At 59.7% G+C, this 21,488-nt stretch carries 21 protein-coding genes; 9 read left to right on the top strand and 12 right to left on the bottom strand.

The genetic code is table 11. The features are described 5' to 3' along the window. Positions 1-283: 283 nt before the first annotated feature. The 3 genes from ACA079_RS05770 to ACA079_RS05760 all read left to right on the top strand — a co-directional run bounded on the left by ACA079_RS05770 (position 284) and on the right by ACA079_RS05760 (position 2,965). Positions 284-1,603: an MFS transporter gene (locus ACA079_RS05770; RefSeq protein WP_497702866.1), complete on the top strand. Its 1,320-nt coding sequence runs from the start codon at positions 284-286 to the stop codon at positions 1,601-1,603. Positions 1,604-1,891: 288 nt separating this feature from the next. Next, positions 1,892-2,083 (top strand): hypothetical protein, encoded by a 192-nt coding sequence (locus tag ACA079_RS05765; RefSeq protein ID WP_348132285.1) that lies wholly within the window; start codon positions 1,892-1,894, stop codon positions 2,081-2,083. A 252-nt stretch (positions 2,084-2,335) separates the two neighbouring features. Next, positions 2,336-2,965 (top strand): flavin reductase family protein, encoded by a 630-nt coding sequence (locus ACA079_RS05760; RefSeq protein ID WP_403143051.1) that lies wholly within the window; start codon positions 2,336-2,338, stop codon positions 2,963-2,965. Here ACA079_RS05760 and ACA079_RS05755 read toward each other — a convergent pair whose 3' ends face one another. Continuing rightward, positions 2,966-3,196 carry a hypothetical protein gene (locus tag ACA079_RS05755; protein WP_033057544.1) on the bottom strand — a complete coding sequence of 77 codons (231 nt, stop codon included), beginning with the start codon at positions 3,194-3,196 and terminating at the stop codon, positions 2,966-2,968. It abuts the gene before it with no gap. Between the two features lie 42 nt (positions 3,197-3,238). Beyond that, positions 3,239-3,592, bottom strand: coding sequence for a putative quinol monooxygenase (locus ACA079_RS05750; protein WP_192410323.1), 354 nt, complete (start codon positions 3,590-3,592; stop codon positions 3,239-3,241). 335 nt (positions 3,593-3,927) lie between these two features. Here ACA079_RS05750 and ACA079_RS05745 point away from each other — a divergent pair, with 335 nt between their 5' ends. After that, positions 3,928-4,857, top strand: a complete 930-nt coding sequence (locus ACA079_RS05745) for an AraC family transcriptional regulator (protein ID WP_497702865.1) — start codon at positions 3,928-3,930, stop codon at positions 4,855-4,857. A gap of 114 nt (positions 4,858-4,971) precedes the next feature. Here the strand turns inward: ACA079_RS05745 and ACA079_RS05740 are convergent, their stop codons facing one another. The 6 genes from ACA079_RS05740 to ACA079_RS05715 form a co-directional block, all read right to left on the bottom strand. Further along, complete coding sequence (locus ACA079_RS05740; RefSeq protein ID WP_150658566.1) at positions 4,972-6,027, bottom strand: ABC transporter ATP-binding protein; 1,056 nt, start codon at positions 6,025-6,027, stop codon at positions 4,972-4,974. Positions 6,028-6,042: 15 nt separating this feature from the next. Then, positions 6,043-6,891, bottom strand: a complete 849-nt coding sequence (locus tag ACA079_RS05735; protein ID WP_497702864.1) for an ABC transporter permease — start codon at positions 6,889-6,891, stop codon at positions 6,043-6,045. Further along, a complete protein-coding gene (locus ACA079_RS05730) occupies positions 6,888-7,796 on the bottom strand; it encodes an ABC transporter permease (RefSeq protein WP_497702863.1) in 909 nt (302 codons plus the stop codon). The genes ACA079_RS05735 and ACA079_RS05730 overlap by 4 nt, the downstream gene beginning before the upstream one ends. Before the next feature lie 143 nt (positions 7,797-7,939). Next, positions 7,940-9,043, bottom strand: coding sequence for an ABC transporter substrate-binding protein (locus tag ACA079_RS05725; RefSeq protein WP_497702862.1), 1,104 nt, complete (start codon positions 9,041-9,043; stop codon positions 7,940-7,942). 218 nt (positions 9,044-9,261) lie between these two features. Further along, on the bottom strand, positions 9,262-10,710 hold the full coding sequence (locus tag ACA079_RS05720; RefSeq protein WP_497702861.1) for an aldehyde dehydrogenase family protein: 1,449 nt from the start codon (positions 10,708-10,710) through the stop codon (positions 9,262-9,264). Beyond that, on the bottom strand, positions 10,707-12,344 hold the full coding sequence (locus ACA079_RS05715; RefSeq protein ID WP_497702860.1) for a 5-guanidino-2-oxopentanoate decarboxylase: 1,638 nt from the start codon (positions 12,342-12,344) through the stop codon (positions 10,707-10,709). Before ACA079_RS05715 ends, ACA079_RS05720 begins: the two co-directional genes overlap by 4 nt. Before the next feature lie 159 nt (positions 12,345-12,503). Between ACA079_RS05715 and ACA079_RS05710 the strand changes: the two genes are divergently transcribed. Next, positions 12,504-13,385 (top strand): LysR substrate-binding domain-containing protein, encoded by an 882-nt coding sequence (locus ACA079_RS05710; protein ID WP_415757681.1) that lies wholly within the window; start codon positions 12,504-12,506, stop codon positions 13,383-13,385. A 66-nt stretch (positions 13,386-13,451) separates the two neighbouring features. On the opposite strand, the gene ACA079_RS05705 is transcribed toward ACA079_RS05710, so the two are convergent. Further along, positions 13,452-14,066 (bottom strand): NAD(P)-dependent oxidoreductase, encoded by a 615-nt coding sequence (locus ACA079_RS05705; RefSeq protein WP_497702859.1) that lies wholly within the window; start codon positions 14,064-14,066, stop codon positions 13,452-13,454. A gap of 160 nt (positions 14,067-14,226) precedes the next feature. Then, positions 14,227-15,105 carry an MBL fold metallo-hydrolase gene (locus ACA079_RS05700; protein WP_497702858.1) on the bottom strand — a complete coding sequence of 293 codons (879 nt, stop codon included), beginning with the start codon at positions 15,103-15,105 and terminating at the stop codon, positions 14,227-14,229. 208 nt (positions 15,106-15,313) lie between these two features. On the opposite strand from ACA079_RS05700, the gene ACA079_RS05695 reads away from it, so the two are divergent. After that, positions 15,314-16,219, top strand: coding sequence for a LysR family transcriptional regulator (locus tag ACA079_RS05695; protein WP_497702857.1), 906 nt, complete (start codon positions 15,314-15,316; stop codon positions 16,217-16,219). Between the two features lie 118 nt (positions 16,220-16,337). After that, positions 16,338-16,559: a hypothetical protein gene (locus ACA079_RS05690; protein ID WP_046049710.1), complete on the top strand. Its 222-nt coding sequence runs from the start codon at positions 16,338-16,340 to the stop codon at positions 16,557-16,559. Positions 16,560-16,568: 9 nt separating this feature from the next. Here ACA079_RS05690 and ACA079_RS05685 read toward each other — a convergent pair whose 3' ends face one another. Beyond that, a complete protein-coding gene (locus tag ACA079_RS05685) occupies positions 16,569-17,465 on the bottom strand; it encodes a helix-turn-helix domain-containing protein (RefSeq protein WP_008156068.1) in 897 nt (298 codons plus the stop codon). 188 nt (positions 17,466-17,653) lie between these two features. Here ACA079_RS05685 and pobA point away from each other — a divergent pair, with 188 nt between their 5' ends. Both pobA and ACA079_RS05675 read left to right on the top strand, forming a co-directional pair. After that, a complete protein-coding gene (gene pobA / locus ACA079_RS05680) occupies positions 17,654-18,838 on the top strand; it encodes a 4-hydroxybenzoate 3-monooxygenase (RefSeq protein WP_497704282.1) in 1,185 nt (394 codons plus the stop codon). Between the two features lie 80 nt (positions 18,839-18,918). Continuing rightward, entirely contained in the window at positions 18,919-20,436 is a 1,518-nt protein-coding gene (locus ACA079_RS05675) for an MDR family MFS transporter (protein WP_497702856.1), read from the top strand. A gap of 87 nt (positions 20,437-20,523) precedes the next feature. Here ACA079_RS05675 and ACA079_RS05670 read toward each other — a convergent pair whose 3' ends face one another. Then, entirely contained in the window at positions 20,524-21,372 is an 849-nt protein-coding gene (locus ACA079_RS05670) for a cache domain-containing protein (RefSeq protein ID WP_497702855.1), read from the bottom strand. Between the last annotated feature and the right edge of the window lie 116 nt (positions 21,373-21,488).

The raw sequence follows: 21,488 nt of genomic DNA, 5'->3' as shown, positions 1-21,488 counted from the left end.
TCTGGCCTCATCGCGAGCAAGCTCGCTCCCACATTTGAATTGTGTACACCAGCCCCTTGTGGGAGCGAGCTTGCTCGCGATGGGGCCAACACTGGCGAAACAACTTCATGCTTGAGTAAGCGATTTTTCGCCCACTCAAAATACTTAATAAGCGGATTTCCGCTCACTCAAGTTTCAAAACCCCTCTAAACCGGCCCTCCTCCCCTTGGCACATCTCCTGCTATAGCCCAAGCAGGCTGCGTTTCAACGCGCTCCACAAAAACAATTAAATGAAGGATCCGTCATGGATAACTCACAAACCCTGCCTCTTGGGTCGGCAGCTTCGCCTGCCAAAGAAAGAACCACTGCCAGTCGCATCAAATCGATCTTCAGCGGCTCTGTCGGCAACATGGTCGAGTGGTACGACTGGTATGTCTACGCCGCCTTCTCCCTGTACTTCGCCAAGGCCTTTTTCCCCAAAGGCGACACCACCGCACAACTGCTGAACACCGCCGCGATCTTCGCCGTGGGCTTCCTGATGCGCCCGATCGGTGGCTGGCTGATGGGCCTCTACGCCGACAAGGCCGGTCGCAAGAAAGCACTGATGGCTTCGGTGTATCTGATGTGTTTCGGCTCGCTGCTGATTGCCCTGAGCCCTGGTTATGAAACCATCGGCATTGGCGCACCGATCCTGCTGATTTTCGCCCGCCTGCTGCAGGGCCTGTCGGTCGGTGGCGAGTACGGCACCTCGGCAACGTACCTCAGCGAGATGGCGACCAAGGATCGTCGCGGCTTCTACTCCAGCTTCCAGTACGTGACCCTGATCTCCGGCCAGCTCATCGCGTTGGCGGTGCTGATCGTGCTGCAACAGACCCTGACCACTGAAGAGCTGTACGCCTGGGGCTGGCGCATCCCGTTCGCCATCGGCGCGCTGTGTGCCGTGGTCGCGCTGTACCTGCGTCGTGGCATGGAAGAAACCGAGTCTTTCACAAAGAAAGAGAAGGCCAAGGAAAGCGCCATGCGCACCTTGATGCGCCATCCGAAGGAACTGATGACCGTGGTCGGCCTGACCATGGGCGGCACCCTGGCGTTCTACACCTACACCACGTACATGCAGAAATACCTGGTGAACACCGTCGGCATGAGCATCTCCGACTCCACCACTATTTCGGCCGCCACGCTGTTCCTGTTCATGTGCTTGCAACCGCTTGTTGGCGGGCTCTCGGATAAAGTCGGTCGCCGGCCGATCCTGATTGCCTTCGGTATTCTCGGGACGCTGTTCACCGTGCCGATCCTGACCACCCTGCACACCGTGCAGACCTGGTGGGGCGCGTTCTTCCTGATCATGGCGGCGCTGATCATCGTCAGCGGCTACACCTCGATCAACGCAGTGGTTAAAGCCGAACTGTTCCCGACCGAAATCCGTGCGCTGGGCGTCGGCCTGCCGTACGCGCTGACCGTGTCGATCTTCGGCGGCACCGCTGAATACATCGCGCTGTGGTTCAAGAGCATCGGTATGGAAACCGGTTACTACTGGTATGTCACCGCGTGTATTGCCGTGTCGTTGCTGGTCTACGTGACCATGAAAGACACCCGCAAACATTCGCGGATCGAGACGGACTGACAGTCACATTGATGGTGGCTGTACTGGCCTCATCGCGAGCAAGCTCGCTCCCACATTGGATCTGCGTACACCAGACCCTTGTGGGAGCGAGCTTGCTCCGGGCGGCGTTCCGACGATGGCCGCACCTCGGTTTCAAGTCGACCCCCTCCAGCAGATAACGATCGGTTAATGCTCCCGCAGGATTCTGCGGCTGACCGCATCCAAATCAACGCATCGCACGTATATCGGTTACAGGCCCTGAATCAGCGCCTGAACGTATTGATCGCGAACGAACCTGGAGTACACACCATGAAAATCCAACTGATCCTCGCCCTGACCCTTTCTGTATTGGCTGCCAACACCTTTGCCGCTGATGGTTATGACAAAACCGGTTCGGCCTCTTTCTCCTCCGAAGCCAGCGCCTCCGTCGAACGCGCCCATTCAGACACCTATGCCGCTGATGGTTTTGACAAAACCGGCACCGCAGAAGCCATCGGCTAATAGCTGGAGGAACGTTCACAGCCCGGCTTCGGCCGGGCTTACTCGTTTCTGGAGGAACACAAATGCCGGAATCGACACAAAACCCTGTGGGAGCGAGCTTGCTCGCGATAGCTGACTGACATCCAACATAGAAGTCGCCTGTTACACCGCTATCGCGAGCAAGCTCGCTCCCACATTTGGATCTCATCGCTGGAAATTATCCGTCCGTCCTTGCACCATGACCGCCTCCCGAGCCCCCCAGGAATTTACGCCATGGCTGACGACATCCATTTCTACGAACCCGCCAACGGCCACGGCCTGCCGCATGACCCGTTCAATGCCATCGTCGGCCCGCGTCCCATTGGCTGGATTTCCTCTCAGGATGCCGATGGCCGCCTGAACCTGGCGCCCTACAGCTTCTTCAACGCGTTCAACTACATTCCGCCGATCATTGGTTTTTCCAGTGTCGGGCGCAAAGACAGCCTGAATAACATCGAGCGAACCGGCGAATTCGCCTGGAACCTCGCGACCCGTCCGCTGGCCGAGCAGATGAACCAGTGCTCTGCCATGGTCGGGCCTGAGGTCAACGAGTTCGAGCTGTCCGGGCTAACCCCGGCAGCGTCGAAAATCATTCAGGTGCCACGCGTCGCCGAAAGTCCGGTGTCCTTCGAGTGCAAGGTCACGCAGATCATTCAGTTGCAGCGGGCCGATGGCAACGTGGTGCCGAGCTGGCTGATTCTCGGCGAAGTGGTCGCCGTGCATATCGCCAAATGGCTGTTGAAGGATGGGGTGTACGACACCGCCGCGGCAGAACCAATCCTGCGCGGCGGCGGGCCAGCGGATTATTTCCAGCTGGGGCCTGAGGCATTGTTCAAGATGTATCGCCCGGGGGCGGTCAAGTAATTACCAGATCAGGTCGCCGTCTTCGCTGACGTCTTTGAGGTGTGTCAACTGCAGCGCAGCGGCTTCATCGGCCTCGCGGGCAGTTTTGAAGGTCTGTTCTTCGAGCAGCTTGTGAAAGCGCGGTGCACCCGAACCACCGATGGCCTTGGTGGCGATTGCGGCGTTATAACCGCCTTCACGGGGTACTACGGCAGATACAGCTTCGAAGGTTTCAAAGGCTTTGCGTGCCATGTCGTGGATCCTGGCTGAATGGAGAATTGAGCCATTAAACCCTCAACCCGCCATTTTGTGTACCCACGACTGGGACTGCCCCTGCGCTTGGGCGGCCGACACGTCCTTGAAGGTATGAAAATCCAGGCTGTTGACCACCAGGTCCTGCACCAATCCGGCAAAAATCTGCATGGCCGGGGTGCTGAAATAAGCGGTCATGGCCTGCTGGTTCATCCAGAAACCGGACACCAGCCACAACTCCGGATCGCACTGCGAATGTTGCAGGGCAAAATTCAGGCAACCCGGTGCGCTGCGGGACGGCTCGATCAAGGCGCTCAGGCGCGCACCGAGTTCCGCCGAACGCCCGGCGCGGGCGCGGACAAAGGCCATATGACTGACGGGGATCTGCGTAGACATGTTCAACCCTCCCAGGTACTCGAGTGGCAGCCGTGGGACGGGCTGCGACAGGATCCAAGGTTAAGCGCGCCCTTTCCATCGCGGTTAGTCGATTCCTGCCGGCTTGTTGCACAATCCTGCGCGGCTTCTCGAAAAACCCGTAACAACCTGTAAAAGCTTTCGTGCCAATGAAACAGGGCTTTCAAGCAAGTTTTCCTTGGGTTGCCCGGTCATAGAGGCACCGTTAACACACGCCATGCAGAATCAGGCAAGGTTGAGGCAGGATGTGTCTACCGCTTCGTCTTGCACAAATTTAAGCTCAGCTCATTACCAACGCCTTGCCGAGGATGCCTAGCATGTCGTCGCTCGATCATTTTCAAGCCCCGCTGGACGCCGAAATGGAGAAACAGCGCGCGGAACTGGCCGCTATCATTCGCCAAAACACGGCGGAGGATGGCACTTATGCGACTGCCGTCGGCTCGCTCTTCATGTCTCGCCATAGCAAGTCTCATGAGTTTGCCCCGGTACTGGCGCAACCCGCGCTGTGCATCATGGCGCAGGGCCGTAAAGAGGTCAGGCTGGCCGATGAATACTTCAATTACGATCCGCTGAATTACCTGGTGGTCTCGGTCTCGATGCCACTGAGCGGACGAGTGGTGAACGTCACGTCTGAAGAACCGATCCTCGCGGTACGGCTGGATATCGACCCGGCGGAAATTACCGCGCTGATTGCCGATGCCGGCCCTCTCGGTGTGCCCACCCGGCCAACGGGACGCGGCTTGTATGTCGAACGGATCGACACCGCGATGCTCGACGCGGTGTTGCGTCTGGCGCGTTTGCTGGATGCACCAAAAGACATCGCCATGCTCGCACCGCTGATTCGCCGGGAGATTCTTTATCGGTTGTTGCGCAGTCAGCAGGGTCATCGGCTGTACGAGATTGCGATCGCCAACAGCCAGAGCCATCGCATCAGCCAGGCGATCAAATGGCTCAACGGCAACTATGAACAGCCGCTGCGCATCGATGATCTGGCGAAGGAAGTGAACCTGAGTGTGTCGACGTTGCATCACCGGTTCAAGGCGATGACGGCGATGAGTCCATTGCAGTATCAGAAGCAACTGCGCCTGCAAGAAGCGCGGCGGTTGATGCTGGCGGAAGGGTTGGAGGCTTCGGCGGCGGGGTATCGGGTGGGGTATGAAAGTCCGTCGCAATTTAGCCGGGAGTACAGCCGGTTGTTTGGGGCTCCGCCGCTCCGGGATTTGGCGCGGTTGCGGTTGACCGTCTGATCTGATTTTTGTGCTGGTTTTGCCGGCCTCATCGCGAGCAAGCTCGCTCCCACAGGGGTCTGGTGTACACCGATCCACTGTGGGAGCGAGCTTGCTCGCGATGGGGCCAGTCAGTCAGGCGCCGAGCACCCGGCACGCCTCAGCCGGAAGGGTCACCGACACCGGATTCCCTATGCTCAACCCAAACCCCTGACACGGCGTGCTCAACGCCGTAAACGACACCCCGGAACACTCCACGGTCGTCTCAATTGTCGCGCCAATATCGCGCACAAACGTCACCTTACCGAGCAACCGATTCCCCGCCGTCGCCTGTGGATGCGACAGTTGCAGGTCCTCAGGGCGAATCAGCATCTTCACTTTCTCACCGACCACAATGCTGCTGCAGATCGGCACTTCCAGCGCATCGCCGCCCGGCAACCCAACCTTCCCGTTGCCCAGCGCGGTGGCCGGGAAGATATTCCCTGAACCGATAAAGTCCGCGACAAATTCATTGGCCGGGTGACGATAAATCTCAATCGGCGTGCCCACTTGCTGCACGCGATGTTCACCCAATACCACGACGATATCCGCCATGGTCATGGCTTCACGCTGGTCGTGGGTCACCATGATGGTGGTGATGTTCAAGCGTTGTTGCAGCTGACGGATTTCCACCTGCATCGATTCACGCAGCTTGGCGTCCAGCGCCGACAGCGGTTCGTCGAGCAGGAGGATTTTCGGGTGATTGGCAATTGCACGGGCAATCGCCACGCGCTGACGTTGGCCACCAGAGAGTTTCGACACCGGACGATCAATCATTTCCTGCAACTGAATCAGTTGCAGCAACTCCACCACCCGCGCCTGCTGATCAGCCTTGCTGACGCCACGCAGTTTCAGCGGATAGGCGATGTTCTCCCCCACCGTCATGTGCGGGAACAGCGCCAGCGATTGAAACACCATGCCGAAATTACGTTGATGCGCCGGGGTGTGGCCGATGTCTTCACCGTCCAGGCGAATCTCGCCGCCGCTCAGGGTTTCAAGCCCTGCGATCATTCGCAGCAACGTGGTTTTGCCGCAGCCCGACGGGCCGAGAAAACACACCAGTTTGCCCTCAGGCAAATGCAGGTTTACATCCTTTACCGCGCAGGCCGAGCCGTAATGTTTCTCGACGTTTTCCAGAATCAGACCAGTCATGTTGCACCTCAAGAATCAGAACGAAACGCCACCTTCACCAACCAGCTTCTCCAACGCCCAGATCAGGACGAAGTCGATCAGCACGATCAGCACGGCAAACGAGAAAACGGTAGGGTCGAGCGATGACACGGTGCGGCTGTACATCCAGATCGGCACGGTCATGACGTCGATGGTGTAGAGGAAGTAGGTCACGGTGAATTCGTTGAACGAGACGATGAACGCCAGCAGCATCCCCGCCAGAATCCCCGACTTCATCAACGGCACCACCACATCGATAATCGCCCGGGTCGGCGAAGCACCGAGCATCTGCGCGGCCTCTTCGACTTCGCTGCCGATGGAGAGCATCGCGGCGGTGCAGTTTTTCACCACGAACGGTAACGCCAGGATCACGTGGGCAATCACCAGCCGCGACGTAGTGATTTGAAATGGCAGGCTGTCGAACACCAGCAGCAACGCCAGCCCCAACACCACCATCGGAAACACCAATGGCAGCGACATCAGTTGCAGCGCCACGGCCTTGCCACGGAACTCACAACGGGTCAGTGCGTAAGCGGCCGGTACCGCGACAATCGTCGCGAAGACCATAGTCAGGCACGCCACCATCAGGCTGGTGGTCATGGCTTTGCCGAGGCTCAGCACATCGCTGGAGTCCGGCGATACGAAGGTATTCCAGGCGGCTTTGTACCATTGCAGGCTGTAGCTGCTCGGGGGGAAGTCGAGGTTCGACGCACCGCTGAACGACATCACGATCATGGTCAGGATCGGCAACACCGCCAGCAGCAGGATGAAGCCCGACAGGATCCCGGCAAACTTGCCGGTCTCGCCGGGCAGCAGCCCATAACGTTTCTTGGTCAGGGTGCTCATTGGGAAGCCTCCAGCATGCGCCGACGACGGCCAGTGATGTATTCGGACAAGGTCATGATCGCGAGCGTGGTGACAATCAGCACCACACCGGCAGCGGAGGCGGCGGGCCAGTTCATCAGCGGGGCGATCTGGTCATGGACCATCACGGCCAGCATCGGCACGCGACGGCCACCGAGCAGCAAAGGCACCACGAAACTGCTGGCGTTGTAGGCGAATACCAACGTCGCACCGGTAATGATCCCCGGCATGCTCATCGGCAGCACCACTTGGCGGAACACCTGAAAACGGCTGGCGCCCAGAGTTGCAGCGGCTTCTTCATAAGTACGGGCGACGCCGCGCATGGCGCTGGCAATCGGCAGCACGGCCAGCGGGAACGCGGTTTGCACCAGGCCCATCAGTACGCCGTTCTGGTTGTAGAGCAGCATGATCGGGCGCTTGATCAGGCCCAGGCCCATCAGTGCCTGATTGAGCATTCCGCCAGGACCGAGAATCACCAGCCAGCCGTAGCTTTGCAGCAGCAGGTTGACCAGCAATGGCAGCAGCACCGCCGCGAGGAAGATCCGTCGCACAAACGGTGAGGTCAGCCGCGACATGGTGTAGGCCACCGGGATCGCCAGCACGACCGCGATCACTGCGCTGATCAAGGCCAGACGCAGGGTCAGCAGCAAGGATTTGAGGTAATACGGTTCCAGCAGTTGCGCGTAACTGGCCAGGCTGAACCCGGTCCATTCCGCGCCTTTGGTGCCCACGCTCATGCGCAGTACCAGCAGGCTGGCGGCGATCAATACGCCCAGAAACAGCATCGACGGCGAGAGGAAAAACCAGGCACGCGTCGTCGGCGAAACACCCCGATTGACGCGCACAGGAGCGGCGGCGACCGGATGAGTCAGAGGTTGGTGTTCCATAGCAAGGGTCTCGTCAATGGAAGATCTTGGCGAGTGCTGCGCACTCGATCGCGGGCAAGCCATGCTCCTACAGGTAAGGCGCTGCTCTTGTAGGAGCAAGGCTTGCCCGCGATGAGGTTCGAAGAACCTCCCGGCGATTCAGATCAGGAAGAAAAGATTTCCGTGTAACGACGAATCCATTGGTCATGCACGGAGGCCAGGAAGGCGTTGTCGTGCATGATCGCCTTCTCGGCAATCTGCTCAGGCGTGAGGATGTACGGGCTCTTGCGTGCTTCGGCAGAGATGATCGCCTTCGAGTTGACCGGACCGTTGTAGATGTCCTCAGCCATCTTGCCCTGCACCAGTGGGTCCAGAGAGTGGTTGATGAAGGCGTAGGCCAGGTCGGTGTCGCCCGGACGATTCTTCGGCATCACCGAGAGCATCAGGTCGGTGTAGAAACCTTCCTTCATGCCGAAGGTGGCGCCCAGACCGTAAGCCGGGTCGCGGATTTGTTTCGGGAAGAATGCCGGTGCGTACAAGCCGCCCATGTCCAGGGAGCCGGTACGGAACAGTTCGGCGATCTGGTTCGGGTTTTCACCCAGGGTGACTACGCGATCTTTCAGCTCGGCGAGCTTCTTGAAACCAGGCTCGATGTTGTGTTCGTCACCACCGGCCAGTTTGGCGGCGATGATGATCAGGTCCATCGCTTCGGTCCAGTTCGGCGGCGGCAGGAAGATGTTCGGCGCCAGCTCGGGATCCCACAGGGAGGCATAGCTGTCCGGTGCTTCCTTGATGGTGCGGGTGCTGTAGACCAGGCTGTTGCACCAGAGCAGGTAACCGATGCCGTGGCCATTGGCGCCGGTGCGGTATTTCTCCGGCACGTCGACCAGGTTGGGAATGCGGTTGAGGTCAGGTTTTTCCAGCAGGTTGGCCGCGGCCAGACCTTCGGCGCCGACGCCTGCCAGGGTGATGATGTCGTACTGCGGACGATCACCGCCGGCCTTGAGTTTGGCGACCATTTCCGAGGTGCTGCCGGTGCGGTCAGCGATGACCTTGCAACCGTATTTGTCTTCGAAGGTTGCCGCGATGTTGCGCAGTGCGGCGAGACCGGTGTCATCCGACCAGGTCAGCAAACGCAGGGTCTTGCCCTGGAAGCGTGTGTCACTGGCATTGGCCTTGACGAAGGGCAAACTCATGGCCGCCGCGGCTACGGACGCCACGCCCACGGTTTTAATGAATTGACGTCTGTTTAAATCATGCTCGCCCATGAAGGACTCCCTTTGTTTTTGTAAGTATGAGGTTGGTCGCAACCGTTGCATCCGCGCGCCCAGATCAGCACCAAACCCCCGGTTTCAAAGGGTTTGAGTTGAGCCGACCGCTTCATCCTGAGGTCGTGCAAAACACCTGACTATCGATAAAAACTCATTGAAGCCATGACGCCAGCGCATGCCTCATCACGAGGCATGCGCTGACCCTTTTCGAGCCGTCAGACCGCTCGAATCACGTGTTTGATTTCCTGGAAAGCCTGCAAGCCCCACGGCCCCAATTCGCGGCCGATGCTGCTCTGTTTGTAGCCACCCCAAGCGGTCTGCGGGAAGATCACTTGCGGCGCGTTGATCCACACAAGCCCCGCCTGCAAAGCGTTGGCGACCCGATCTGCCGCTTCGGCGTTGCGAGTGACCACGCTGGCCACCAGGCCGAACTGGCTGTCATTGGCCAAGGCAATCGCCTCGGCTTCGGTGGCAAAACTGCGTACGCAGATCACCGGCCCGAAAATCTCTTCACACCACAGCGCACTGTCGAGGGGCACTTCGGTGAAAATCGTCGGCTGCAAAAAATAGCCGCGCGACAGGTCCGCCGGCCGATTGCCGCCGCAAACCAGCTTGGCGCCGGCACTCAAACCGCGATCAATGTGGCCGAGCACGCGCTGGTATTGCGCCTGATTGACCAGCGCGCCCATTTCCACGTTCGGGTCGAACGGGTCGGCTACACGAATGGCTTCGGCGCGGGCCTTCAAACGGATGAGGAATTCGTCCGCCAGTTCATCGGCGATCAGCACGCGGCTGGTGGCCGAACACATTTGCCCCGCGTTGAAGAAACCGCCGCCACAGGCCACTTCCACGGCCAGTTCGATGTCAGCGTCTTTGAGCACCAGCAGCGAGGATTTGCCGCCCAGTTCCAGGCTCACACCTTTGACTGTTTCCGCCGCACGCTGCATGACCTGCACGCCGACAGCGTTGCTGCCAGTGAAGGAGATTTTTGCGATGCGCGGATCAGCGGACAACGGTGCGCCGACCGCCAGGCCGGTACCGCAGACCAGGTTGAACACGCCCTTGGGCAGACCGGCCTCGGCGATGATCTTCGCCAGTTCCAGTTCCGGCAGCGGTGTCACTTCGGACGGTTTGAGCACCACGCAGCAACCGGCGGCCAGGGCCGGGGCGAGTTTCCAGGCGGTAGTGACCATCGGGAAATTCCACGGCACGATCAGGCCGACCACACCGCACGGTTCGCGGCGCACGCGAGCGCTGAAGTCGTCGGTTGGCAGCTCGACATTGCTGTCTTGCTTGGCATCGAGCCCTTCGGCCAGACCTGCGTAGTACTCGAAGGTGGCGATCACGTCGTCGACGTCGATGGCGGCTTCAAACAGCGGTTTACCGTTGTTGCTCGACTGCAAATGCATCAACTGTTCGCGACCGGCCTGCACGCCCGCAGCGATTTTGCGCAAGATCGCACCGCGCTCGGCGCCGGTGGTTTTCGACCACTCCTTGAAAGCGTTGGACGCGGCAGTGACGGCTTGCTCGACAGATCGCTCATCGCCGCCGTTCACGGTGGTCAACAGGGCTTCGGTTGCCGGGTTGATCACGCGCAGGTGTTCGTTGCCAGCGGACCATTGGCCGTCGATAAACAGGCCGTCGAGCGTTGTTGGAAAACTCATTTCGACACCGCCTTCATCCACACAGTCTGATCGATTTCAATCAGGGTCGGACCCTGGCGATCGGCAGCGGCGCGCAGTGCGCTGCGCAGTTGCTCGACACCGCAGATGGCTTCGGCGGCACAGCCCAGCGCCTTGGCCACGCCGATGAAGTCCGGGGTGTAGATGTCCACGCCAACCGGCTCGATGGCGCGGTTGACCATGTATTTCTTGATCTCTTCGTAGCCCTGGTTATTCCACAGCAGGACGATCACCGGGGTGCGCGCTTCAACGGCGCTGGCCAGTTCCGGCAGGGTAAATTGCAGACCGCCGTCGCCGATCAGGCACACCACCGGAGGACGCGCGCCGTTTTCAACGCTGCCGCCGAGCCAGGCGCCGATGGCTGCCGGCAAGGCGTAACCGAGGGTGCCGTAACCGGTGGACGAGTTGAACCAGCGACGCGGGCGTTCCGGGTTGAAGGTCAGGTTGCCGGTGTACACCGGTTGGGTGGAATCGCCGACAAAAACGGCCTCTGGCAATTCGTGCAGAACAGTTTCCAGGAAACGGGTCTGGGCCAGGGTCGGCGCATCCCAGGTGGCGGCCAGTTCGTCGCGCAAGCGTGCGGCACGGACCTGGCCCCAATCGTTACGGCGCTCGGCCAGCGAGTGGTGGGACAGTTCGCTCAGCAAGGCTTGGGCGGCGTTGCGCGAGTCGGCTACCAACGCGACTTTCGGCGGGTAGTTGCGCACGGTCTGGTCGGGGTCGATGTCCACACGCAGCAGCACGCCAGGAATCTCGAAACCGCCGGCGAAGGTCACGTCGTAATCGGTCTCGGCCAGTTCGGTGCCGATCGCCAACACCACGTCAGCTTCAGCCACCAAAGCGCGAGTCGCGACCAGGCTTTGGGTCGAGCCGATCAGCAACGGATGGTTGGATTCGAGCATGCCTTTGGCATTGATGGTCAGGGCCACCGGGGCGTCCAGCAGTTCGGCCAGTTCAGTCAACTCGGCGGCGGCATCAATGGCGCCGCCACCGGCGAGAATCAGTGGGCGCTTGGCACCGGCCAGCAGCGCGGTCATGCGGGCAACTGCACTCGGCGCGGCACCGGCACGGTCGATGTTCACCGGGAGGCTGGCGAGCAGGTCATCGGCCTCTTCGACCAATACGTCCAAAGGAATTTCGATATGTACAGGGCGCGGACGGCCGGCCTGGAACAGAGCAAAGGCACGCGCCAGGACGCCCGGCAATTCAGCCGCCGACATCAAGGTGTGGGAGAACGCCGCCACACCGCCGACCAAGGCGCTCTGGTTTGGCAGCTCGTGGAGCTTGCCGCGACCGCCGCCCAACTGGCTGCGCGATTGCACGCTGGAGATCACCAGCATCGGGATCGAGTCGGCGTAGGCCTGGCCCATGGCGGTGGTGATGTTGGTCATGCCAGGGCCGGTGATGATGAAGCACACACCCGGTTTGCCGCTGGTGCGGGCGTAACCGTCGGCCATGAAACCGGCGCCCTGTTCGTGACGCGGAGTGACGTGGTTGATGCTCGAACGGGCCAGCCCGCGATACAGCTCCACGGTGTGAACCCCGGGAATGCCGAACACCTGCTCAACTCCGTAATCTTCGAGTAACTTGACCAATACTTCGCCGCACGTCGCCATGTCTTTGCCCTTCTTGTTCGTTTGAGACGCCGGACCTGCGCAGTGTTTATGATGAGTGGGCAGGTCCAGGGATGGCCTCATTGGAACGGGCGACACGTAGCCGCAACAATGGATAAAAAGTCATACTAGCCATGTCCTCACGTCATACCTTGGATCCCAATGAAACGATTGCCTCCCCTGCCGGCGCTGCACACTTTTCTGATTACCGCGCAGTGCTGCAACTTCACCCGTGCTGCCGAACAGCTGTACATCACCCAAGGTGCGGTGAGTCGGCAGATCGCCGGGCTGGAAGAACATCTGGGTTATGAACTGTTCATTCGCCAGGCCCGAGGCCTTGACCTCACTGCCGAAGGACGGGAATGGCTGCCACGGGTCCAGCAGATTTTCGGCTTGATCGACGAGGCGGTGGAGCAGATCGGCGAGAAGCGCGAAACCCTGCAACTTAAGGCCCCGACGTGTGTCATGCGCTGGCTGTTGCCGCGGCTGTTGCAGTGGCAACGGGAGCGACCGGATGTACCGGTGGAATTGACCACCACGGTCAAGCACGGTGTGGATTTTCATCGCGAGCAATTCGATGCAGCGGTGGTGTATGGCGTGCCACCGGACACCTCACTGGCGTCCCATCGGCTGTTTGACGAACAGCTGACGCCGGTCTGCTCCAAGCCGTTGCTCGAAGGTCCGGTGCCGCTGCTGACGCCGGAAGATCTGGAGCAGCACATGCTGCTGCACCCGACCCGGGATGAACGGGACTGGAAGGCCTGGCTGGCCACTGCGGATATTCGCTTGAGCAATGTCGGCAAGGGTCAGCATTTCGAAACGCTGGATCTGGCGATGTCGATGGCTTCCCAGGGGACAGGCGTGGCGATCGGGGATTGGTCGCTGATTGGCGATGATTTGAGTGCGGGGCGGCTGGTCATGCCGTTTGAATTGAAGGTGAAGACGGGGTTGGCGTATTACCTGGTTTTCCCTGAAAAACCCGGGCCTTCGCCGAAGTTGCGTGAGTTGATGGGGTGGTTGGTGGAGCAGGCTCAGGCGCGCTGAGCCCGAAGGCTTGGCGCACAAACCTGTGGGAGCGAGCTTGCTCGCTCCCACAGGTTTTCAGTGAACTCAATAACCAACAGTGAACCGCTGGCGGGAGTGCTTCGGCACTTCCAGTTCATCGATCAGCGCAATCGCATAATCAGCAAATGTAATCCAGCTACGCCCTGCACTGCTCACCAGCAAATCATCCTTACCAACCCGAAACGTCCCCGTGCGCTCACCTTCGACAAACTCTGCCGACGGCGACACAAAGGTCCAGTCCAGCTCTTTCTCCTGTCGCAGGTTTTCCAGAAACAGCGCACCGGCACTGGCCTCAGCCTTGTACGCCTGCGGAAAACCCTCGCTATCTATGACGCGAGTTGCATCCGGCAGCAACAGCGAACCGGCACCGCCCACCACCAACAGACGTTTCACCCCGGCCTTCTGCACCGGCCCGACAACGGCGCTGGCAGGAAGGGTCGCGAAGTGCGCAGCGCTGATCACCACGTCATGACCCACGACTGCCGCTTGCAACGCTTCGGTATCGAGGGCATCGACATTCTTGGCGACTACACCAGCACGCTGGCCGATCTTCGAGGTGTCGCGGGCGATCGCCGTAACGCTGTGACCACGACGCAGGGCTTCTTCCAGCAGTTGGCTACCGGCACGACCGGTGGCACCAATGATTGCGATTTTGCTCATGACGTTCTCCAGCTGTTTGAGTGGCTTTATGTACTACCTGTGGCGAGCGAGCTTCCTCGCGCTGGGCTGCGCAGCGGCCCCAAAATCCTGCGAGCGCTACGCACTCGAGCGGGAGCAAGCTCCCTCGCCACAAAAGCGGTTCAGCTTCAGCTACGGCGGGTTACCACTTCATCTCGCCCTTGGCGACTTTGGCGCTCAGTTCAAGCGAGCTTTCTTCACCCAGCTTCGGGTAGCGTTTTTTCATCGCGGCGATCAGCGCGGCAGCGTCCTTGGCCTTGGCGGTTTCTTCATCGAAGGCTTTGATGTAATCGGCGGTGAACTGCACGGCGGCCAGCGAACGGGCGCTCTCACCGAGGTAATGACCCGGCACGATGGTTTTCGGTTTCAGGGTTTCGATGGCGTGCAATGTGGTCAGCCAATCGGCGTGGGACTGCGGCGTCTGGGTGTCGGCCATCCACACGTGGATGTTTTCCGCGACGACGACGCCACCGACCACGGCCTTGATCGACGGAATCCAGACAAAGGTGCGATCCGGTTGCTTGCCGTCCAACCCCACCACCTGCAACTTCTGCCCTTCGAGCATCAGGCTGTCGCCTTCGAGTACATCCGGCACGATGGTTTTGGCTGGCACGTCGGTGCCCATTTTCGGCCCCCAGAACGCCAGTTTGCCGTCGACGGTTTTCTGGATGTGATCCACGGTCGGCTGCGAGGCGAGTACTTTGGCGTTGGGGAATGCGGCAGTCAGGGTGTCGAGGCCGAAGTAGTAATCCGGGTCACCGTGGCTGATGTAGATGGTGGTCAGTTGCTTGCCGCTGGCGCGGATCTTCTCGACCACTTGCTCGGCCTGGGATTTGCCAAATTGCGCATCCACCAAGATTGCGTCTTTCTCGCCGCTGACCAACACCGAGGTCACTGGGAAGATCGCCTTGTCGCCCGGGTTGTAAACGTCCAGGGTTAGCGACGAGGCTGCCGCATGAGCCGCGAAGCCAAGAGCGGCGCTGGTCAGTAAAACGCGTTTGAGAGTGGTGAAACCGATCATCTGTTGCTCCGTTGTCCGAATGCCGTGCTTGGCGATGGTTCTGTAGGAGCTGTCGAGTGAAACGAGGCTGCGATCTGGTAAAGGCAAGATCAAAAGATCGCAGCCTCGTTTCACTCGACAGCTCCTATAGGGGACAGAGCTTAGTTGCATGACTCAGTACAAAAAATGCGATGCTGGGACATAGTTTGTTTCTGAAAGTGAGCAAATGATGGATCGTCTACAAGCAATGCGGGTGTTCGTCACAGTGGTTGACCTCGGCAGCCAGTCGGCCGCCGCCGATCACCTGGACCTGTCACGGCCAGTGGTTTCGCGCTATCTGGCGGAGCTGGAGGATTGGGTCGGCGCACGCCTGATGCACCGCACCACGCGCAAGCTGAGCCTGACCGCAGCCGGCAGTGAAATCCTGCCTCGATGTCGGCAGATGCTCGACCTGTCCACGGACATGCAAGCCGCCGTCAGCGAACCGGACGAGGCACCGCGCGGTCTGCTGCGGATCAGCGTCAGCACTTCGTTTGGTCAGGCGCAACTGGCGGATGCCATGGCCGCTTACGTCAAACGTTATCCCGGCGTGAGCATCGACATGCAGATGCTCGACCGCACGGTGAACCTGGTGGATGAGCGCATCGATCTGGCGATCCGCACCAGCAACGACCTGGACCCGAACCTGATCGCGCGGCGCCTGACGGTCTGCCGCTCGGTGATCTGCGCCTCCCCCGCTTATCTGCTCGAACACCCGACACCGCTGCGGGTCGAGGATCTGAGCCAGCACAATTGCCTGACCCACTCCTACTTCGGCAAAAGCCTCTGGCATTTCGAGGAGGACGGTGAGCAGGTGTCAGTGCCGGTGCAGGGCAACATCAGCGCCAACGAAGCCAGCACGTTGTTGCGCGCAGCGATGGCCGGTGCCGGGGTGGCGATGCTCCCCAGTTATCAGGCTGGTGTGCATATCCACAGCGGCGAACTGATCCGCCTGCTGCCCCACGCCGAACCCCGGCAGATGAACGTTTACGCGGTGTATGCCTCACGCAAACACATGCCGGCGGCGTTGCGCAGCATGCTGGATTTTCTTGTTTTAAGGTTCCCGGAAGAACCGGAGTGGGACGCAAACCTGTAGGAGCTGCCGAAGGCTGCGATCTTTTGATCTTGATCTTTTCAGAGCCACAGAAGATTAAAAACAAGATCAAAAGATCGCAGGCTTCGCCAGCTCCTACACAACTCACTGGCGCTGACCTATGCTGAAAGTAGTACCGAAGGGTATTCGTTCAGAGGTCAACGCCATGAACATCAAAACAAGAAGATACCTCGCGATTTTCATCACCTGCGCGGCCACGCTCGCGCTGTATGGCACGGCGGCCTGGCGCGTCGAGCAGTTGCGACAACTGCCCCGTGAATACGCGAGCTGCAACTTCGAACGCTGCATTCCCCACAACGCGACCCTCAACGCCCTCAAGTAACGAAGGGGATCAGGCCTCGTTGTCCTGATCGGCCTTCAAGCGGTCGCGAAAAGCCTTGGGCGAGATCCCCACTCGACGTCGGAACAGGCGCGTGAAGTTGGTCGGATCAGAGAACCCCAACACGTCGGACATTTCATAAATGGTCATGCTGGTGTAGGTCAGCAAGCGCTTGGCCTCCAGCAATTGACGTTCGTGCATGATCTGCAACGCCGGTTGTCCCGCCAGCTCACGGCACGTGCCGTTGAGGTGGGACACGGAAATCCCCAGCCGATGGGCCAGGTCCTCGACCTTGACGTGCTGGCGATAGGTCTCTTCCACCAGTTGGATAAAACCGTTCAGATATTCCCGGGCACGCTGCGGACGCTGGCTGGCGTTGCGACGGGAAATCACCTGGCGGCTGACCCACACCATGATCACGCTGACCAGCGAATGCATGAGCATTTCGCGAGCCGGCTGGTGGCCGGTGTATTCGTCTTGCAGCGCTGAAAACAGGCTGTTGAGGTATTCACCTTCCTTGCCCGCCGGATAACTTTCGGCCTGGGCCAGGGCATTCACCGAGTTGCCCAGTTGCGCCTGAAGATGGGCGACCAGCGGCGCGGCAAGGGTCACCACAAACCCTTCGACGTCCTCGGAAAACCGGAAACCGTGAACGGACAGCGGTGGCAGGATCTGGATCGCCGGCTCGGTCAATTGCGTACGTTTGCCTTCGATTTCAAGCTCTGCCTGACCTTTGAATACGAAGAGCAGCTGGCACAAATCGGCGTGGCGATGGGGTTTGATTTCCCACTGGTGTTCGCGGCTGCGTTTGGAAATGGTTTCACAGTGCAGCAAGTCCGGGGTCGGCCAATCCAGGCTTTCACCGTAGAGCTTGAACACTGGAATCGAAGGTAGGTCAGGCTTGTTCATCACTTCAATCCAGGCCTCGGGGGTAGGCGGGCGATAATCGCACCGATTGGCAGAATGTACAGGTATCGGCTCAGTTTTCCCCTTCAATTGACAGACTCGCGAGAGAAAAATGCAAGCACTCGATCCATAAAAATTATTCACCGGCCTTGGTCGCGTGAAGCTTGCGAGTCATAAAAACAATGAAAATGCTGAAAACCCAAATCGCCATCATCGGCGCCGGTCCGTCCGGTTTATTGCTCGGCCAATTGCTGCACAACGCCGGCATCGACACCCTCATTCTCGAACGCCAGACCCCGGACTATGTGCTCGGACGAATCCGTGCCGGCGTCCTCGAACAAGGCATGGTAGAGCTGTTGCGCCAGGCCGGGGTGGGTCAGCGCATGGACGCCGAAGGGCTGGTCCACACAGGCTTCGAACTGGCCCTCGACGCACGCCGCGTACACATCGATCTGCAAGCCCTGACCGGTGGCAAAACGGTGATGATCTACGGTCAGACCGAGGTCACTCGCGACCTGATGGCCGCTCGTCGGGAGGCCGGTGCGCAGACGATTTACGAGGCAGGCAACGTCGTTCCTCACGGGATGAAAACCGAAGAGACGTTCGTGACTTTTGAGAAGGACGGCGAGCTGTATCGACTCGATTGCGACTACATCGCCGGGTGCGACGGTTTCCATGGCGTGGCCCGGCAATCGATTCCTGCCGAGTGCCTGAAAGTATTCGAGCGGGTCTATCCGTTTGGCTGGCTCGGCATCCTCGCTGACACGCCGCCCGTTCACGAAGAGCTGGTCTACGCCCGCCATGAACGCGGTTTTGCCCTGTGCAGCATGCGTTCGGCCACCCGCACTCGCTATTACCTCCAGGTGCCGGCCGACGAGCACGTCGAGAACTGGTCTGATCAGCGCTTCTGGGATGAACTCAAATCCCGTCTGCCTGGTGCGTTGGCAGCGTCGTTGGTCACTGGGCCTTCCATCGAAAAAAGCATCGCGCCGTTACGCAGTTTTGTCGTCGAACCGATGCAGTACGGGCGGATGTTTTTGGTCGGCGACGCCGCGCACATCGTCCCGCCTACAGGCGCCAAGGGCCTTAACCTGGCGGCCAGCGACGTCAGTACGCTGTTCAACATTCTGCTGAAGGTTTACCGAGAAGGCCGTGTGGATTTGCTGGAGAAATACTCCGAGGTCTGCCTGCGCCGGGTATGGAAAGCCGAACGGTTTTCCTGGTGGATGACCTCGATGCTGCACCGCTTCGACGATAACGACGCCTTCAGCCAGCGGATTGCCGACTCGGAATTGGGGTACTTCGTCGACTCCGAGGCCGGTCGAAAAACCATTGCAGAAAATTACGTCGGCCTTCCATACGAGGCTATCGAATAGCCTGCTATCGACTTACACTGGCGAGCATCCCCGCTCGCCTTGCTCCTTGCGGGTCAATCACTGTCCGCAGGTTCTAACCCGTGACCAATCTCAACCAGCCTGAAACGCCCAAACCGGCCATTCGCAGCGTGTTGATCGCCCTGATGCTGGCGATCTTTCTGGGCGCGCTGGACCAGACCATCGTCGCCGTGTCGATGCCGGCCATTTCCGCACAATTCAAGGACGTCAGCCTGCTGGCCTGGGTGATTTCCGGCTACATGGTGGCGATGACGGTGGCCGTGCCGATCTACGGCAAATTGGGCGATCTGTACGGTCGCCGCAAGTTGATGCTGTTTGGCATGGGACTGTTCACGGTCGCTTCGTTTTTCTGCGGCATGGCCCAGAGCATGGAGCAGTTGGTGCTGGCGCGGATTATTCAGGGCATTGGTGCCGGCGGGATGGTTTCGGTCAGCCAGGCGATCATCGGCGACATCGTGCCGCCCCGGGAGCGTGGTCGCTATCAGGGCTATTTCAGCAGCATGTACGCGGTGGCCAGCGTGGCCGGCCCAGTACTCGGCGGTTACATGACCGAGTACCTGTCGTGGCGCTGGGTATTTTTGATCAATCTGCCATTGGGCTTGGGCGCATGGCTGGTGGCCAATCGTACGCTGGTGGGGCTGCCAGTGCCGCAGCGTAAACCGATCATCGATTACCTCGGCACCGTTATGATGATCATCGGGTTGACGGCGTTGCTGCTGGGCATCACCCAGGTCGGTCAGGGGTATTCGTGGCGCAGCGCCGAAGTGCTTGGTCTGCTCAGTTGTGCAGTGTTGGTACTGGCGCTGTTTGTCTGGCATGAACGCCGGGCGCGGGAGCCGCTGCTGCCGATGCATTTGTTCGCCAATCGCAATGCGATCCTGTGCTGGTGCACGATCTTCTTCACCAGTTTCCAGGCGATCTCGCTGATTGTGTTGATGCCGCTGCGCTTCCAGAGCGTGACCGGTGCCGGGGCCGACAGCGCCGCGTTGCACCTGTTGCCGCTGGCGATAGGTTTGCCGATCGGGGCGTATTTCGCCGGCCGCCGAACCTCGGTGACGGGGCGCTACAAACCGATGATCCTGACAGGTGCCGTGCTCATGCCGATTTCGATTCTCGGTATGGCGTTCAGTCCTCCCCAGGCATTTGTGCTCAGTAGTCTGTTCATGTTGCTTAGCGGGATCGCTAGCGGCATGCAGTTCCCAACTTCCCTGGTCGGAACGCAGAACGCGGTGGCACAACGGGACATCGGTGTCGCCACCAGCACCACCAACCTGTTCCGCTCACTGGGCGGTGCGGTGGGTGTGGCATTGATGTCCGCACTGCTGCTGGCATTGTTGCAGGACTCAAGTTTTGCCCACCTGGCCGGCTCTTCGATGATTGCCGAGGGCAGCTCCGGGAACGTCTTGCTCGATGGTTTGAACGCCGCGCCGGGGGATGCGCAGAACGCCTTGCGCGCCGAGCTGCTGCTGACTTTCCGGCATTTGCTGATGGTCAGCGCGGCGGTGTCGCTGCTGGGGTTGGCGGCGGCGGTTGCTATGCCGAATATGGTGTTGCGTGGCCGCGAGGATAAGGTCCGCTAAAAGCAAAAGATCGCAGCCTGCGGCAGCTCCTACAATGGAATGCGTACACCCTTGTAGGAGCTGCCGCAGGCTGCGATCTTTTGATCTTCAAGGGCTGTAATACCCGACAGCCACCAGAAAATGCCCGACCTTTTTCAGGTAGGCATGCTTGTCCTCGACCTTGCCGGTCACCGGGTTTTTCCAGCGGTATTCGTATTCGCCGTAGTCCTGCTTGGCCATCAGCGCCAGGATCGGTTCCCCAACCGGCTTGCCTTCCGGGTCCTTGATCTTGCTGAAATCGGTATTGATCAACCGCAGGTTGGTGCCATGGGCGACATAACGCTGGTTATTCAGGTCGACGACGAAGACGTACAGGTCATCCTGCAAGTACCCGCCCTTAAGGGAGTTGATGGCCGTGAGCGTGCCCTTCTCGTCCTTGGCCAGATCGGTCGCTGCTTTGTTCAGCAAGGCCATCGCCTGTTCCGCTGAGGCCCGTGGCAAGTAGTAACCCACCGCCAGGATCCGCTGGCCGATGCGCTGGTAGAACACATGCTTGCGTTCGACCTTGCCGTCGGACCAGTTCTGCCAGCGGTATTCGGCCTGCTGAATGCCATTGCCCTCCGGCACTTTCAAGGCGTCTTTGAAGGCTTTCTGCAAATCCGGACCGAGCACATCGAACACATCACGGCCAATCAACGCCGAAGACGGCCCGCCGCTGGCGAGCATCACGCCCTTGGTGTCGACCACGAACACGTAACGATCCTTGTCGACAAACTCGCCCTGCCGACTGAAAGCAGCGAAGGCCTTGTCGCCATTGTCGTGGTAGTACGCCAGGGCTTTTTCCAGCAGGGCTTTGGCAGCCTGGCTGTCGTCCTTTTCCGTGCCGGCGGCTTGAACCTGGCCAAGACACAGCAAAAGCATCACTCCCAGCAAGGCCAACCTATGCAAAAACCCCATTGCGCATCCCTCGTTCTTGTTGATGTTTCAAGAGCGTAGACGGCGTGGGGTGATGTACGAATATTCAGGAAACAGTGGCGGCGGGCTTTTGTGGCGAGGGAGCTTGCTCCCGCTCG

The organism is Pseudomonas sp. LBUM1645, from assembly GCF_059716185.1.
The sequence above is the reverse complement of the archived record's forward strand: the minus strand, read 5'-3'. Positions and strand labels throughout refer to the sequence as shown.